At 71.8% G+C, this 13,336-nt stretch carries 11 protein-coding genes and 1 pseudogene; 5 read left to right on the top strand and 7 right to left on the bottom strand.

Going from position 1 to position 13,336, the window contains the following annotated elements; translation table 11 throughout:
• Window positions 1–102: 102 nt before the first annotated feature.
• Window positions 103–1,482 (bottom strand): FAD-binding oxidoreductase, encoded by a 1,380-nt coding sequence (locus tag OG393_RS20415; protein WP_327376107.1) that lies wholly within the window; start codon window positions 1,480–1,482, stop codon window positions 103–105.
• Window positions 1,483–1,591: 109 nt separating this feature from the next.
• Between OG393_RS20415 and OG393_RS20410 the strand changes: the two genes are divergently transcribed.
• Window positions 1,592–3,202 (top strand): tetratricopeptide repeat protein, encoded by a 1,611-nt coding sequence (locus tag OG393_RS20410; protein WP_327376106.1) that lies wholly within the window; start codon window positions 1,592–1,594, stop codon window positions 3,200–3,202.
• A 163-nt stretch (window positions 3,203–3,365) separates the two neighbouring features.
• Here OG393_RS20410 and hppD read toward each other — a convergent pair whose 3' ends face one another.
• Complete coding sequence (gene hppD / locus OG393_RS20405; protein ID WP_327378494.1) at window positions 3,366–4,505, bottom strand: 4-hydroxyphenylpyruvate dioxygenase; 1,140 nt, start codon at window positions 4,503–4,505, stop codon at window positions 3,366–3,368.
• A 136-nt stretch (window positions 4,506–4,641) separates the two neighbouring features.
• Here hppD and OG393_RS20400 point away from each other — a divergent pair, with 136 nt between their 5' ends.
• The 4 genes and pseudogenes from OG393_RS20400 to OG393_RS20385 all read left to right on the top strand — a co-directional run.
• Complete coding sequence (locus OG393_RS20400) at window positions 4,642–5,118, top strand: Lrp/AsnC family transcriptional regulator (protein WP_327376105.1); 477 nt, start codon at window positions 4,642–4,644, stop codon at window positions 5,116–5,118.
• A 134-nt stretch (window positions 5,119–5,252) separates the two neighbouring features.
• Window positions 5,253–5,834: an ArsR/SmtB family transcription factor gene (locus tag OG393_RS20395; RefSeq protein ID WP_327376104.1), complete on the top strand. Its 582-nt coding sequence runs from the start codon at window positions 5,253–5,255 to the stop codon at window positions 5,832–5,834.
• A 195-nt stretch (window positions 5,835–6,029) separates the two neighbouring features.
• A complete protein-coding gene (locus OG393_RS20390; protein WP_327376103.1) occupies window positions 6,030–6,215 on the top strand; it encodes a hypothetical protein in 186 nt (61 codons plus the stop codon).
• Window positions 6,212–7,239, top strand: a pseudogene (locus OG393_RS20385) (MFS transporter); the annotation flags it as partial. The gene OG393_RS20390 and the pseudogene OG393_RS20385, both read left to right, overlap by 4 nt.
• A gap of 20 nt (window positions 7,240–7,259) precedes the next feature.
• Here OG393_RS20385 and OG393_RS20380 read toward each other — a convergent pair.
• The 5 genes from OG393_RS20380 to OG393_RS20360 all read right to left on the bottom strand — a co-directional run bounded on the left by OG393_RS20380 (window position 7,260) and on the right by OG393_RS20360 (window position 13,244).
• Window positions 7,260–8,054: a S16 family serine protease gene (locus OG393_RS20380; protein ID WP_327376102.1), complete on the bottom strand. Its 795-nt coding sequence runs from the start codon at window positions 8,052–8,054 to the stop codon at window positions 7,260–7,262.
• A 223-nt stretch (window positions 8,055–8,277) separates the two neighbouring features.
• Complete coding sequence (locus OG393_RS20375) at window positions 8,278–8,919, bottom strand: IclR family transcriptional regulator (RefSeq protein ID WP_327376101.1); 642 nt, start codon at window positions 8,917–8,919, stop codon at window positions 8,278–8,280.
• A gap of 415 nt (window positions 8,920–9,334) precedes the next feature.
• The gene (locus tag OG393_RS20370; RefSeq protein ID WP_327376100.1) at window positions 9,335–11,125 is read right to left on the bottom strand and encodes a DEAD/DEAH box helicase; all 1,791 of its coding nucleotides are present in this window, start codon (window positions 11,123–11,125) and stop codon (window positions 9,335–9,337) included.
• A 108-nt stretch (window positions 11,126–11,233) separates the two neighbouring features.
• Entirely contained in the window at window positions 11,234–11,614 is a 381-nt protein-coding gene (locus OG393_RS20365; RefSeq protein WP_327376099.1) for a type II toxin-antitoxin system death-on-curing family toxin, read from the bottom strand.
• Between the two features lie 139 nt (window positions 11,615–11,753).
• Window positions 11,754–13,244 carry an MFS transporter gene (locus tag OG393_RS20360; protein ID WP_327376098.1) on the bottom strand — a complete coding sequence of 497 codons (1,491 nt, stop codon included), beginning with the start codon at window positions 13,242–13,244 and terminating at the stop codon, window positions 11,754–11,756.
• Between the last annotated feature and the right edge of the window lie 92 nt (window positions 13,245–13,336).

Here is a 13,336-nt window from a genome sequence, read left to right as displayed (position 1 = left end):
TTCCCGGGGACGCCCGGGGCCCGGCCGACCGCGAACCGGCGGCCGTGCGGCAACGGTCGGCGGTCGGCCGGACCCTCGTGGTGCGGCGGAGTGCTCCGGGGCTCAGAAGAGCTTTCCGGGGTTCAGCAGGCCGAGAGGGTCGAAGGTGCGCTTGATACCACGCTGCAGTTCCATCCCCACCGGACCCAACTCCCTTGCCAGCCACTGCTTTTTCAGAGTGCCCACGCCGTGTTCGCCGGTGATCGTGCCGCCCAGTTCCAGGCCCAGTGCCATGATCGCGTCGAAGGACTCCCGTGCCCGACGCGACTCGTCCTCGTCGGTGTGGTCGAAACAGACCACCGGATGGGTGTTGCCGTCGCCCGCGTGCGCGCACACACCGATCGTCAGCCCGAACTTCTCCGCGATGGCGGCCGTGCCGTCGAGCATCGCGGCGAGCTTCGTACGGGGCACGCACACATCGTCGATCATCGTCGCCGTCTTGATCGCCTCCAGGGCGGTCAGTGACAGCCTGCGGGCCTGGAGGAGCAGTTCGGACTCGGCGGCGTCCGCGGCCGGCACCACTTCGGTCGCCCCGACCGCCGCGCACAGCTCCCCGACCGCGGCCAGGTCCTCCGTCGGTTCGGGTGTGTCGAAGGCGCACAGCAACAGCGCCTCGGTCGTCTCCGGAAGCCCCATGTGGGCCAGCTTGTTGACGGCGCGCACCGTGGTGCGGTCCATGATCTCCAGCAGTGAGGGGGTGTGGCCCCGCTCCATGATGCTGCAGACCGCCGCGCAGGCGGCCCCGGTCGAGGGGAACTCGGCCGCCAGCACCAGCTGTCGTGGCGGCCGGGGACGGAGCGCCAGCACCGCCCTGACCACGATGCCGAGACTGCCCTCGGAGCCCACGAAGAGCCGGGTCAGGTCGTATCCCGCGACGCCCTTGGCGGTGCGGCGGCCGGTGGAGAGCAGCCGGCCGTCGGCGAGGACGACGTCGAGGCCGAGGACGTACTCGGCGGTGACCCCGTACTTCACGCAGCACAGCCCGCCCGACGCGGTGCCGATGTTCCCTCCGATGGTGCACGTCTGCCAGCTGGAGGGGTCAGGAGGGTAGCAGAGGCCGTACTCGTTCACCGCGCGCGACAGCGCGGCGTTCACCACCCCCGGCTCCACCACGGCGATCCGGTCCACCGGGTCGATCTCCAGGATCCGGTCCATTGCGACCAGGGAGAGCACGATGCAGCCTTCGGACGCGTTCGCGGCACCGGACAGGCCGGTACGCGCGCCCTGGGGGACGACCGGTACGCGGAGTTCGGTCGCGACCCGCATGACGTGCCGGACCTGCTCGACGGTGCGCGGGAGCACGACGGCCGCGGGGTTCCCCGCCGCGCAGAAGCTCGCCATGTCGCGGCTGTAGGAGGCGGTGACGTCCGGGTCGGTGAGGACCGCCTCGGCGGGTAGTCCCGCGCAAAGGCGTTCGTGGAGCCGCGTCAGAAGATCGTCCATACGTCCAGCCTGGCACCCGGGGCCATCGGTGTGAACCCGCCGGACGTTCGACTTGGCCGAGCGGAGTGGACGCTTCGTGTGCTCTTCGTACTGCCGCACAGTGAGCGCCATGAAGCGCGTCATGAAGACGGAGAACGTGTCGCGGAGGATTCTCGTCGCCGGGGTGGGCGCGGTGTGCGCGGCCACGGCACTGGTGTACCTCCCGGCACTCCTGCCCGGCCTGTTCGACGACGGGGCGCCGGCGGCGAACGGCCCCGCCGCGCGGGCGACGCTCGCGGCCCGGACCGGCGCCCCGGCGGCACTGCCCGATCTGGCCGCGCTGATCGACGACCGGGAGAAGTGGCTGGCGGAACACGGCGACGACGACGCCTCCTGGGCGGTGCTCGGCGCCGCCTACGCGGAGCGGGGTGCCCGCCTGGGTGACGCCGCGTCCTTTCCGAAAGCGGAACAGGCCCTGCGGCGTTCCCTGAGGGAACGGTCGGCCGCGGGCGGGAACCTGGACGCCCAGCTCGGACTCGGGCTGCTGGCGAACGCGCGCGGCGAGTGGAAGTCGGCGCGGACGTTCGCCGAGCAGGTCCGCAAGGCGAACCCCAAGCGCTGGTCGACGTATCCGGTGCTGATCGACGCCTACAGCGGCATCGGCGACTACACGTCCGCCCGGAAGGCCATGGAGACGCTGGAGAAGCTGCGTTCGGGCGCGATGGTCAGCGCGCGTGCCGCGCGGGTGCACCGCGATCACGGCTGGCGGGAGGACGCCTGGGCGGACGCGGAGCACGCGGCCGCGCTGGCGGGCACGCCGCCGGAGAAGGCGGCGGCGCTGGCCCGGCTGGGTGATCTGGCCTGGGAGCGGGGCGAGCCGGAGGAGGCGCTGGCCCAGTACGGGACCGCGCTGCGCGTCGTGCCGGGGCACGGTCCGGCGCTGGCCGGGCGGGCGCGGGCTCGGGCGGCGCTGGGCCGTACCGACGAGGCGGCGGGCGACTACCGCACCGTGCTGGAGAAGTCGCCCCTTCCGGAGTACGTCCTGGCGGCCGGCGAACTGCACGAGTCGATGGGGCTGGACGGTGACGCTCGCTCGCTGTACGAGCGGTTGCGCACGGAGGCGTGGCGCAACGGCGCCGACGGGCAGGTGGTGCTGGGTCTGTACGAGGCGGACCACGGGGACCCGGCGGCTGCGGTGCGGCGGCTGCAGGCGGAATGGGCGCGCGGGCACGGTTCGATGCAGGTGGCGGACGCGCTGGGCTGGGCGCTCTACCGCGCGGACCGGGCGCGCGAGGCACTGCCCTACGCGAAGCGGGCGACGGAGGAGGGCATGCGCAGCGCGCTGTTCGCCTACCACCGGGGTGTCATCGAGCAGGCTCTTGAGGAGTACGGGCCGGCCCGTCGGCACCTCGCGGAGGCGCTGCGGATCAATCCGTACTTCTCGCCGCTGCTGGCGCCGCGGGCACGGGAGGCGGTGGCGGCGCTCGGTGCCCCGTCGGACGAGTTGCCGGAGGAACTGCGTCCGGAGTCGGAAGCGGGACCGGCGAAGACCGGGACGGAGAAGAAGGCACCGGCGAGGAACCCGGCGGCGGGGAGTGGGGCGGCGGGCGCCGCCAGGACGGGCGGCACCTCGTCCGGTGACGCGGAGGCGCCGGGTGCGCCCGAGACGCCGGGGGTTCCCGGGACAGCGCGAGCGGAGCGGTCCGCTTCGCGGGAGGTTCCGGGGGAGCCTCGGCCGTAGGGCCCGACGGGGTTCCAGGCGGAAGCGGCCCCCACGGGTCAGGGTCTCCGTGGGGGCCACATCTGTCCGGGGTCCCGGATGCCGTACGCGGTCCCGGGTACGGCGTCCGGGTAGGTGTCCCGGGTTCTCGGGGTGCTCCGGGCGGGGCCGGGGCGGCGTCGGATCAGAGGTTTCCGCGCTTCTCCTGCTCGCGCTCGATGGCCTCGAACAGGGCCTTGAAGTTGCCCTTGCCGAAGCCCATGGAGCCGTGCCGCTCGATCATCTCGAAGAACACGGTCGGACGGTCCTGGACCGGCTTGGTGAAGATCTGGAGCAGGTAGCCGTCCTCGTCGCGGTCGACGAGGATCTTCAGCTCGCGCAGCGTCTCGACCGGCACGCGGGTCTCGCCCGCCCACTCGCCGAGGGTGTCGTAGTACGAGTCGGGGGTGTCGAGGAACGCGACGCCCGCCGCCCGCATCGCCCGCACGGTGGCGACGATGTCGTTCGTGGCGAGCGCGATGTGCTGGACGCCCGCACCGCCGTAGAACTCCAGGTACTCGTCGATCTGCGACTTCTTCTTCGCGATCGCCGGCTCGTTGATCGGGAACTTGACCTTGAGCGTGCCGTCGGCGACGACCTTCGACATCAGGGCGGAGTACTCGGTGGCGATGTCGTCGCCCACGAACTCCTTCATGTTCGTGAAGCCCATGACCTGGTTGTAGAAGCCGACCCACTCGTTCATCTTGCCGAGCTCGACGTTGCCGACGCAGTGGTCGATGGCCTGGAAGGTGCGCTTGGCCGGCGGCTCGACGATCGGAGCGGCCGGGACGAAGCCGGGGAGGTACGGGCCGTCGTAGCCGGAGCGCTCGACGAGGGTGTGGCGGGTCTTGCCGTAGGTGGCGATGGCGGCGAGGACGACGGTGCCGTTCTCGTCCTTGCGCTCGTACGGCTCCGTGATGCCGGCGGCGCCGTGCGCGACCGCGTAGGCGTACGCGGCGCGCGCGTCCGGCACCTCGATCGCGAGGTCGACCACGCCGTCACCGTGCTCGGCGACGTGCTCGGCCAGGAAGCGGCCCCAGTCGGTCGAGACCTTGACGACGGAGGTGAAGACGAAGCGGGCGGAACCGTTCGTGAGGACGTAGCTGGCGGTCTCGCGGCTGCCGTTCTCCGGTCCGGAGTAGGCGACGAGCTTCATACCGAAGGCCGTGGAGTAGTAGTGCGCGGCCTGCTTGGCGTTGCCGACGGCGAAGACGACCGCGTCCATTCCCTTCACGGGGAAGGGATCGGCCTGCCGCGCCGTGGAAGGGGTGGGGTCGATGGTCATCGAGTTGTCTGCCATAGCGGCAGAGTCCCGCCGATCCACAAGATGCGCAATAGTTCGCCTGGAGGCTGGTCAATCTGCACAGCGAAAGACCAATATGGGCGGGCTATCTGTACACGATGCCCATCGGGAGGTCACTATGGCGATCGATCATCTGGACGGCCGCCTGATCGTGTTGCTCGCGCGGGAGCCGAGGATCGGGGTCCTGGAGGCGTCGCGGCGGCTCGGTGTGGCGCGCGGAACGGTCCAGGCGCGGCTCGACCGGCTCCAGTCCAGCGGTGTCGTCCGAGGCTTCGGGCCGCAGGTCGACCCGGCCGCGCTCGGCTACCCCGTGACGGCCTTCGCGACCCTGGAGATCAAGCAGGGCCAGGGGCAGGACGTACGGGCCCACCTGGCCACCGTGCCCGAGGTGCTGGAACTGCACACGACCACGGGGCACGGCGACATGCTGTGCCGCCTGGTCGCACGCTCGAACGCCGACCTCCAGCGGGTCATCGACCGGGTCGTCGGCTTCGAGGGAATCGTACGGGCGTCCACGGCGATCGTGATGGAGAATCCGGTGCCGCTGCGGGTCATTCCCCTGGTGGAGCAGGCGGCGGGGGACGAGCCGCTGTAGGCCCGCGTCCGGGGGCGGGGCGGTCGCGGACCGGCGTGGGGGGCGCCGCCTGTCCGGACACCTCGGCGGACCATGCAAAGAATCTATGCAAAGAACCTCTTGCAACTGCTTCTTTGCAACTCTAGCCTTGAGTCATGTCCGAGCCCGAAGAGTTCCTGAGCCGCACGCTGGACCCTCGATCCCTGCGCGGACTGGCACATCCGCTACGCATACAACTGCTGCGCGCCCTGCGGCACCACGGGCCGGCCACGGCTTCCCAGCTGGCCGATCGGCTGGGCGAGTCCAGCGGCGCCACGAGCTACCACCTGCGTCAGCTCGCCGCCCACGGCTTCGTCGAGGACGACCCGTCCCAGGGGAAGGGCCGGGAGCGGTGGTGGAAGGCCGCCCAGCAGGGGACGGCCTTCGACTCGGCGCTCTACGAGAACCCCGACCCCGAGGTGCAGGGTGCCGTGGAGATCTTCCTGCACGAGATAGCGACGATCCACACGCAGGAGCTGTCGACCTGGCTCGGGACGCGCCGCGACTGGGACGACGACTGGGCCGCGGCCTCGGACATGAGCGACTTCACGCTGCGGCTCCCGCCCGGGAAGCTGCGCGAGCTCAACGAGAAGGTCCACGAACTCATCGACAGCTACCGCGAGGACGCCGAGGCCGAGGCCCCCGAAGCCCACCGCGTACGGATGCACCTGCACGCCTTCCCCCAGCGGGAGCGCTGAGCCGCGCTCCCGGCCGAGGTCCGGGCACATGCCCGCCGCCACGGCTCCCGGCTGCGGGCATGAAGCCCCCGGCACCGCAGCACCGCAGCACCGCAGCACCGCAGCACCGCAGCACCGCAGCACCGCAGCACGCGTAACGATCCGTGGCCGGCACGGCCACGGGTGCCTCAGCCCTGCACGGAAGGACCCGGAGTCATGCACCCCGACATTCACCTCCAGCTGCACCACCTGAAGTCCGCCGCACTGCGACGCGAGGCGGCAGTCCGGCCGCCGTCCACCCCTGTCCGTGTCCAGCTGGGCTGGAAGCTCGTCGAGTGGGGACTCATGCTCGCCGTGACCCCCGGCCGCCCGAGCAGCGAGGCGTACACGGTCGCGGCATGACCACACCGGGGGGACGCACTCCGCTGACGGCCCTTCTGGCCGCCAACGCCATGTCGATCACGGGCAATTCACTCGCCCTGATCGGCGTCCCGTGGTTCGCGCTCGAGCTCACGAAGCCCCGGGAAGGCGGGGCTGGTCGCGTTCTGCGCGGCCGTCCCCGTCGGCTTCGCCGCGATCGGCGGCGGCCCTGTCATCGACCGGATCGGACGCCTCCGGGTCAGCGCCGGCTCCGACCTCGTCTGCGCGCTCGCACTCGCGGCGATCCCACTCCTGCACCGCGCGGGGCTGCTGGAGTTCTGGATGCTGTGCACGCTGATGGCGGTGACCGGACTGTTCCACGCGCCCGGCGAGATGTCCCGGCACGTCCTGATGCCCGACCTGGCCCGTCTCGCCGGGACGCCGTTCCCCGGGTCGCGAGTCTGTACGACGCCGTGGCGCGCGGGGCCAGGATGACGGGTGCCGCCCTCCCGGGCGTCCTGGTCGCTCTCATCGGGGCGGACACGGTCCTGCTCGTCGACGCCGCGACCTTCACGCTCTCCGCCATGCTCGTCCTGACGGGCATACGCACGGTGGCCTTCGCCGGGCCGCGGCGCCACCGCCTTCTCACTCTCCCGCTACCGCGCGGACCTGCGCGAGGGGGACGCCTTCCTGTTCCGCTCACGCCTGCCGCTCGGTATCACGCTGATTCCTGGTGTGCGGCGCTCCGCCGTTCGTCGTGGCGGCGTTCGGCGACACCACGCCGCCGCTGCTCGTCACGATGGCCCTGGCCGGGTTCGGGGCCGGTGTGCTGAACCCGATCCTCACGACGGTCATCTACGAGCAGGTACCCGACGTCTTGAGGAGCCGGGTGTCGGGCGCGACCACGGCCGGGGTACTCCTGACGACCCCGCTGGGCGGTCTGACGGCCGGACTGCTGATCGAACGGGCGGGTCCGACGACGGCGCTGCTCGCGGCCGCCGGCGCCTACCTCCTCGCCACGCTCGCTCCGGTCGTCTTCCCGTGCCGGCGTGGGACGGACGTGGCGGTACCGCCCCTGCTCCCCGGTCAGCAGTGCCGGACCCCCGTCTCACTGCCCTGCTGCAATGCCTTCAGCGACTCGATCGCGTCGCTGAGGGTGGAGACGGGGATCAGCCGCATGCCCTCGGGGAGCTCCGCCTGGGCGTCGGAGCACTCGGCCAGCGGGACGAGGAAGACCGACGCCCCGTCCCGGCCTGCGGCCTGGGTCTTCAGGGACACCCCGCCCACCGCCCCGACGGTCCCGTCCGGCTCGATGGTTCCCGTGCCCGCGATGGTCCGGCCGCCGGTCAGATCGCCGCCGGAACCGTCGCCTTCGAGCTTGTCGACGATCCCGAGGGAGAAGAGGAAACCGGCGCTCGGTCCGCCGACGTCGGCCAGCTCGAGCCTGACCTCTACGTCGTTCGGGTCGAGGCCGAGGTAATCGAGGGCGGCGAGGGTCGCGGCGTCCTGGGACTCCTTCATCTGCCCGAGGTTGTACTTCTCGACCTCGGCGTCCGACTTGCCCGGCGGATAGACGAGGTCGTGCGGCAGCACGGCCCGGTCGGCCCGGATCCAGGCGTCGGCCACGTCCGCGAGGTCGTTGTCCACACCCGGTCCGGTCGCCAGGATCGTCGTCATCAGCAGCTCGCCCTTCGTCTCGCGGACCGGCACGCCGGTGATGGTGATCACCTGGCGCCCCTTGTTCACACCGAGTACGTCGGCGGTCGATCCGGGTTGCGCGATGGCGTACGGCAGCGGCGCCAGGCCGACGAACGCGAAGAGCGCGGCGACGGGCAGGGCACAGAGCGCGAGAGCACGGGGGCGCGTGAGACGGGAGAGCACGCCCCCAATCTACTGGTCGGCCCGCCGTGTACGGCCCGGGGCCACGGACCGGCCCGCTCGCCGGTGGGCCCGCCGCCGCTTCCCCGGAGCGCGTCCGGGGACGCCTGCTCCGGGGTCCCCGGAGCCCGGACGGACGCGGCGGGGGTGCGACCGGGCGTGGCGCTGGATTGGCGTGGAGCGCGGGTGCCGGGAGAGCGGTGCGGGCCTCTTCCGCGCGTGACCGTCAGCGCAGTGCGTCCGCCACTTCCCGGGCGGCGTCCACCACGCGCGGGCCGACGCGCTCCGGTACGGCGTCCGCGAGCATCACGACACCCACGCTGCCCTCTATGCCGGTGATCCCGACCAGGGGTGCCGCGGCGCCGCTCGCGCCGGCCTCCAGCTCGCCGTGGGTGAGCGTGAAGCCCGGTTCGATCAGGTTGCCCTGCCGGGCGGCCAGGATGGCCCGGCCCGCCGCGCCCCGGTCCAGCGGGTGCCGGAAACCGGCCCGGTAGGCCACGTGGTAGTCGGTCCAGGTCGGTTCGACGACCGCGACCGCCAGCGCCTCCGCCCCGTCGACCAGGGTGAGGTGGGCGGTGGCACCTATGTCCTCGGCGAGCGAGCGCAGCGCCGGGAGCGCCGCCTCGCGTACCAGCGGATGGACCTGGCGGCCCAGCCGGAGCACGCCGAGACCGACGCGGGCACGCCCGCCGAGGTCGCGGCGCACCAGAGCGTGCTGTTCGAGTGTGGCGAGCAGACGGTAGACGACGGTCCTGTTGACCCCGAGTTTGTTGGACAACTCGGTGACGGTCAGGCCGTGGTCGGTGTCGGCGAGCAGTTTGAGGACTCTGAGTCCCCGGTCGAGCGTCTGGGAGGTTTCCGCGGTCACGACGCCCTCTCCTTCGGAGTGAGTGACGGCGGTCCTTCAAACGAGAGCTGCGACACCGGTCCCGTCGGCGACGCACGTCAGAGGCCGCCGGCAGGCCATGCGCACCGGCTGCGCTCCGCGGCGGCGCTGCCACGGGGCGATTGCATTGCGGGGGACAGTAGCGACCCACTCCGCTCAGCGGAAGACCTCGTCCAGAATCCGGGCGCGGGCGACCGGATAGAGGCGATTAGCGAACAAAGTCGTTCGGACTGCGGACTTCAGCGGACAAGATCGACTATGTCGGCCGGGCATCACGGGCCGCGGCCGGAGCCCCGCCGTGGCGCTCGGACCACTCCCCCGAAGCCTCCGCCGCGCACCGGGAAAGGGCCCGTGCGCAGCGGTGCGCACGGGCCCGAGATCCTCCTGTTCCCGCAGGTCAGCGCATGCGGGTCGCCCATTCCTGTACTTTCTTGATCCGCTCGCGGATCTGTCCGGCCGTCGCCTCGGCGCTCGGCGGCCCGCCGCACACCCGGCGCAGTTCGGTGTGGACGACCCCGTGCGGTTTGCCGCTCTGATGGACATACGCCCCGACCATCGTGTTGAGCTGCTTGCGCAGCTCCAGGAGTTCCTTGTGCGACACGACGGGTCGCCGTTCGGCGGGAAGTTCGAGGAGGTCCGCTTCGGTGTCCGGCTTCTTCCGGCTGTGTGCGATCTGCCGGGCCTGGCGCTTCTGGAGGAGCAGCTGCACCTGATCGGGTTCGAGGAGCCCGGGGATGCCGAGGTAGTCCTGCTCCTCCTCGCTTCCCGGGTGGGCCTGCATGCCGAACTCGGCGCCGTCGTAGAGGACGCGGTCGAAGACGGCGTCGGACTCCAGCGCCTCGAAGGGCAGCATGTCCTGCTCGCCGGTGTCCTCGTCCTGCTGCTTCTCCGCCTCCGCCATCTCCTTCTCGGACTCGGCGTAGGGGTCCTCCTCGCCGTCCTTCTTCGGCCGGTCGAGAACGTGGTCGCGCTCGACCTCCATCTCGTTGGCGAAGCCGAGGAGGTTGGGGATCGTGGGAAGGAACACCGACGCGGTCTCGCCGCGCCTGCGCGAACGCACGAAACGTCCGACGGCCTGCGCGAAGAACAGCGGGGTCGAGATGGTGGTGGCGTACACGCCGACGGCGAGGCGGGGCACGTCGACACCCTCGGACACCATGCGGACGGCGACCATCCAGCGGTCGTCGTTCCCGCTGAACTCGTCGATCCGCTTCGAGGCGGCGGCCTCGTCGGAGAGGACGACCGTGGCCTTGCTGCCGGTGATCTCCCGGATGAGCTTGGCGTAGGCACGCGCGGAGTCCTGGTCGGAGGCGATCACGAGGCCGCCGGCGTCCGGGATACCCTTCCTGACCTCCGTAAGCCGCTGGTCGGCGGCGCGCAGCACGTTGGGCATCCAGTCGCCGCGCGGGTCCAGGGCGGTGCGCCATGCCTGGGAGACGGCGTCCTTGGTCATCGGCTCGCCGAGACGGGCGGCGATCTCGTCTCCCGCTTTGGTGCGCCAGCGCATGTTGCCGCTGTAGCTGAGGAAGATCACGGGCCGAACGACCCCGTCGCCGAGGGCGTTGCCGTAGCCGTAGGTGTAGTCCGCGGAGGACCGCCGGATCCCGTCGTTGCCCTCCTCGTAGGTGACGAAGGGGATGGGGTTGGTGTCGGAGCGAAAGGGCGTACCGGTGAGGGCGAGTCGACGGGTGGCCGGGTCGAACGCCTCCAGGCACGCCTCGCCCCAGGACTTGGAGTCACCGGCGTGGTGGATCTCGTCGAGGATCACCAGGGTCTTGCGCTGTTCACAGCGGTTGCGGTGCAGCATCGGGCGGACACCGACACCGGCGTAGGTGATGGCGACGCCCTGGTACTCCTTGCTGAGCGGTCCGGCGCTGTAGTCGGGATCGAGTTTGATCCCTATCCGGGCGGCCGCCGCGGCCCACTGCTTCTTCAGGTGCTCGGTGGGCGCGACGACGGTGATCTGCTGCACGACGTGGTGGTGCAACAGCCAGGACGCGAGGGTCAGCGCGAAGGTGGTCTTTCCGGCCCCGGGGGTCGCGACCGCGAGGAAGTCGCGGGGCTGCTCCTGGATGTACTTCTCCATGGCGCCCTGCTGCCAGGCACGCAGCTTGTTGGCGGTACCCCAGGGGGCACGGCCCGGGAAGGCGGGAGAGAGGTGGTGGGAGGAGGTGGCGGTGGTAGTCACGGTCTCCGGTTCGACGCTCGTCCAGATATGACAACCGGGCCACCCTACCGGTGCGGTCGCCGCGACCCGGCGCGTACAAGGCCGTGGCCGGGGCCTGTGAGACGGTCCTCACAAGTCCCGCAGTCGCTCCGCGATACCCGGAATGTCCGTCTGCACGCCACCGGCGACATCGATGACCAGGGCATACGCCCGGTCCTGATCCACCTCGGCGAGATCGACTCCGTTGACCGCCAGGAAGACCGCGGCGGAGAGCCAGGCCGCGCGCTTGTTCCCGTCGACGAAGGGGTGGTTCGTGGCGACGGCGTGCAGCAGGGCGGCGGCCTGCTCGTACAGGTCGCGGTAGGCGCTCTGTCCGAACATCCGGGCCCGGGGCCGGTGTACGGCGGACTCCAGCAGCCCCGGCGCCCGGAGCTCGGGCGCGGCCTCGCCGCCGAAGGCGACCCCGGCGATCTCCGTCACCTCGGCGAGGGTGAGGAAGCGGCTGTTCATTCGCCGAGTCTGCGCAGCAGGGGAGCGTGCCGCGCGGCCAGTCGCAGGGCGGCCCCCCGGACGAGCGTGGCCTCCAGGGACACGTGGCGGCGCAGGGCTTCGGCCCTGTGGCGCGTGGCTCGTCCGCCTGCCGACGGTCTCAGGGACGCGGTGCCGGGCCGCCCAGCCGCGTCGCCACCCACGCCCCGACCGCCGCCACGCCCGCCATCGGCAGGAAGACCACCACGAACGCGGACGGATGCGAGACGGTACCGGCGGCCGCCGCCGTCCCGTGCCCGATCGCCCCACCACCGAGGGCCGCGAAGGCCGCGCCGCCGGCCGCCAGCAGGATGACGTTCGACAGACCGTCCGAGATCTGGAGGGCCGCCGAGTTGGCGCCCGCCTCCGCGGGCGCGGACAGCTTCAAGAGCAGCACGCTCGTCGAGGCGATCACCAGGCCCATCCCCAGGCAGCCGAACGCCCACGCCACCGCGACGGTCCACACCGGCACCGAGGCGACCAACACGCTCGGCGCGGTCGCGATCGCCGTCGCGACGAGCAGCATGCCGATCACCACGAGCCGCTCGCGGTACGGCTCCGTCCAGGGCCGGGACTGCACGTAGGAGCCCAGTGCCCAGGTCGCGCCACCGACCGCCAGTGACAGGCCGGCCAGGGTGGGACTCAGGCCACGCTGGGTGACCAGCATCAGCGGGACGAAGGACTCGGCGGCGATGAAGGCCCCCGCCGAGATACCCCGCAGGAGCACCACGGCGGGCAGCCCGCGCACCGCGCGGTAGGTGCCGCGCGGCAGCAGTCCGAGGGCCGCGGGCACGAGGAGCGCGGCCCCGGCGGCGGCCGGAAGCAGTGAGAACGGGCGGAGGTCCTGCGCCGCGTACTGGAGCAGGCCCGCCCCGGCGGACAGGGCGAGCGCGCGGCGGATGCGCCGCCGGTCGTACGGCGGCACCGGCGCGGCCGGATCGGCGGGGCCGGAGGCGGTGCGACGGATCGCGGGCAGGGCGACCGCCAGCGGGAGGACCACGAGCGCGGGGATCCCGAGGAACACCCAGCGCCATCCGAGATGCTCGGTGATCGTTCCGGACACGAGGGGTCCGACGACCGAGGGGACGACCCAGCAGGCCGCGAAGGCGGCCATGATCGCGGGCCGCAGCTGCTCGGAGTAGGCGCGGCTGACGACCACGTACAGCCCGACGATCACCAGTCCCCCGCCGAGGCCCTGCACGGCCCGGCCGAGGATGAAGGGCCACATGCCGCTCGCGGTGCCGGCGAGCAGGAGCCCCGCGGCGAAGGCGGACATGCCCGTGGTGAGCGGCGCGAGCGGGCCGCCGCGGTCCGACCACTGCCCGGCCAGGACCATCCCGAAGAGGCTGGTGGTGAAGTAGGCGGAGAACGCGAAGGCGTAGAGGGGGATGCCGTGCAGTTCCCGCGCCGCGACCGGCATGGCGGTGCCGACGGCCGTCGCCTCGAAGGCGATGAGGAGGACGACGCAGACGACGCCGGTCGTGAGCGCCCGGTGGTCCCGGTCGAGTACGGAGCCTCCGGCACTCGGAGGAGCTGCGGGTTCTCCGGCCCGGACGACGTCGGGTTCTCCGGCCGGGGCGACGTCGGCGTCGCGGGGCTCCAGGACACTCATGCCCCTCAGAGTAAGGGTCGACCAGCGGAATGGGCCCTGTCGCGAGTCGCGACGCCCTCGTCCGTTGGTCGTAGGACCGACCACCCCGAGGC

This window comes from Streptomyces sp. NBC_01216 (assembly GCF_035994945.1).
Classification (GTDB): domain Bacteria; phylum Actinomycetota; class Actinomycetes; order Streptomycetales; family Streptomycetaceae; genus Streptomyces.
Note: the sequence above shows the minus strand (reverse complement) of the source record. Positions and strands in the feature narration are given on the sequence as shown.

Coding starts and splice junctions, on each gene's coding strand:
- OG393_RS20415 (WP_327376107.1), bottom strand. CDS start 1,482: ATGGACGATCTTCTGACGCGGCTCCACGAACGCCTTTGCGCGGGACTA.
- OG393_RS20410 (WP_327376106.1), top strand. CDS start 1,592: ATGAAGCGCGTCATGAAGACGGAGAACGTGTCGCGGAGGATTCTCGTC.
- hppD (WP_327378494.1), bottom strand. CDS start 4,505: ATGACCATCGACCCCACCCCTTCCACGGCGCGGCAGGCCGATCCCTTC.
- OG393_RS20400 (WP_327376105.1), top strand. CDS start 4,642: ATGGCGATCGATCATCTGGACGGCCGCCTGATCGTGTTGCTCGCGCGG.
- OG393_RS20395 (WP_327376104.1), top strand. CDS start 5,253: ATGTCCGAGCCCGAAGAGTTCCTGAGCCGCACGCTGGACCCTCGATCC.
- OG393_RS20390 (WP_327376103.1), top strand. CDS start 6,030: ATGCACCCCGACATTCACCTCCAGCTGCACCACCTGAAGTCCGCCGCA.
- OG393_RS20365 (WP_327376099.1), bottom strand. CDS start 11,614: ATGAACAGCCGCTTCCTCACCCTCGCCGAGGTGACGGAGATCGCCGGG.
- OG393_RS20360 (WP_327376098.1), bottom strand. CDS start 13,244: ATGAGTGTCCTGGAGCCCCGCGACGCCGACGTCGCCCCGGCCGGAGAA.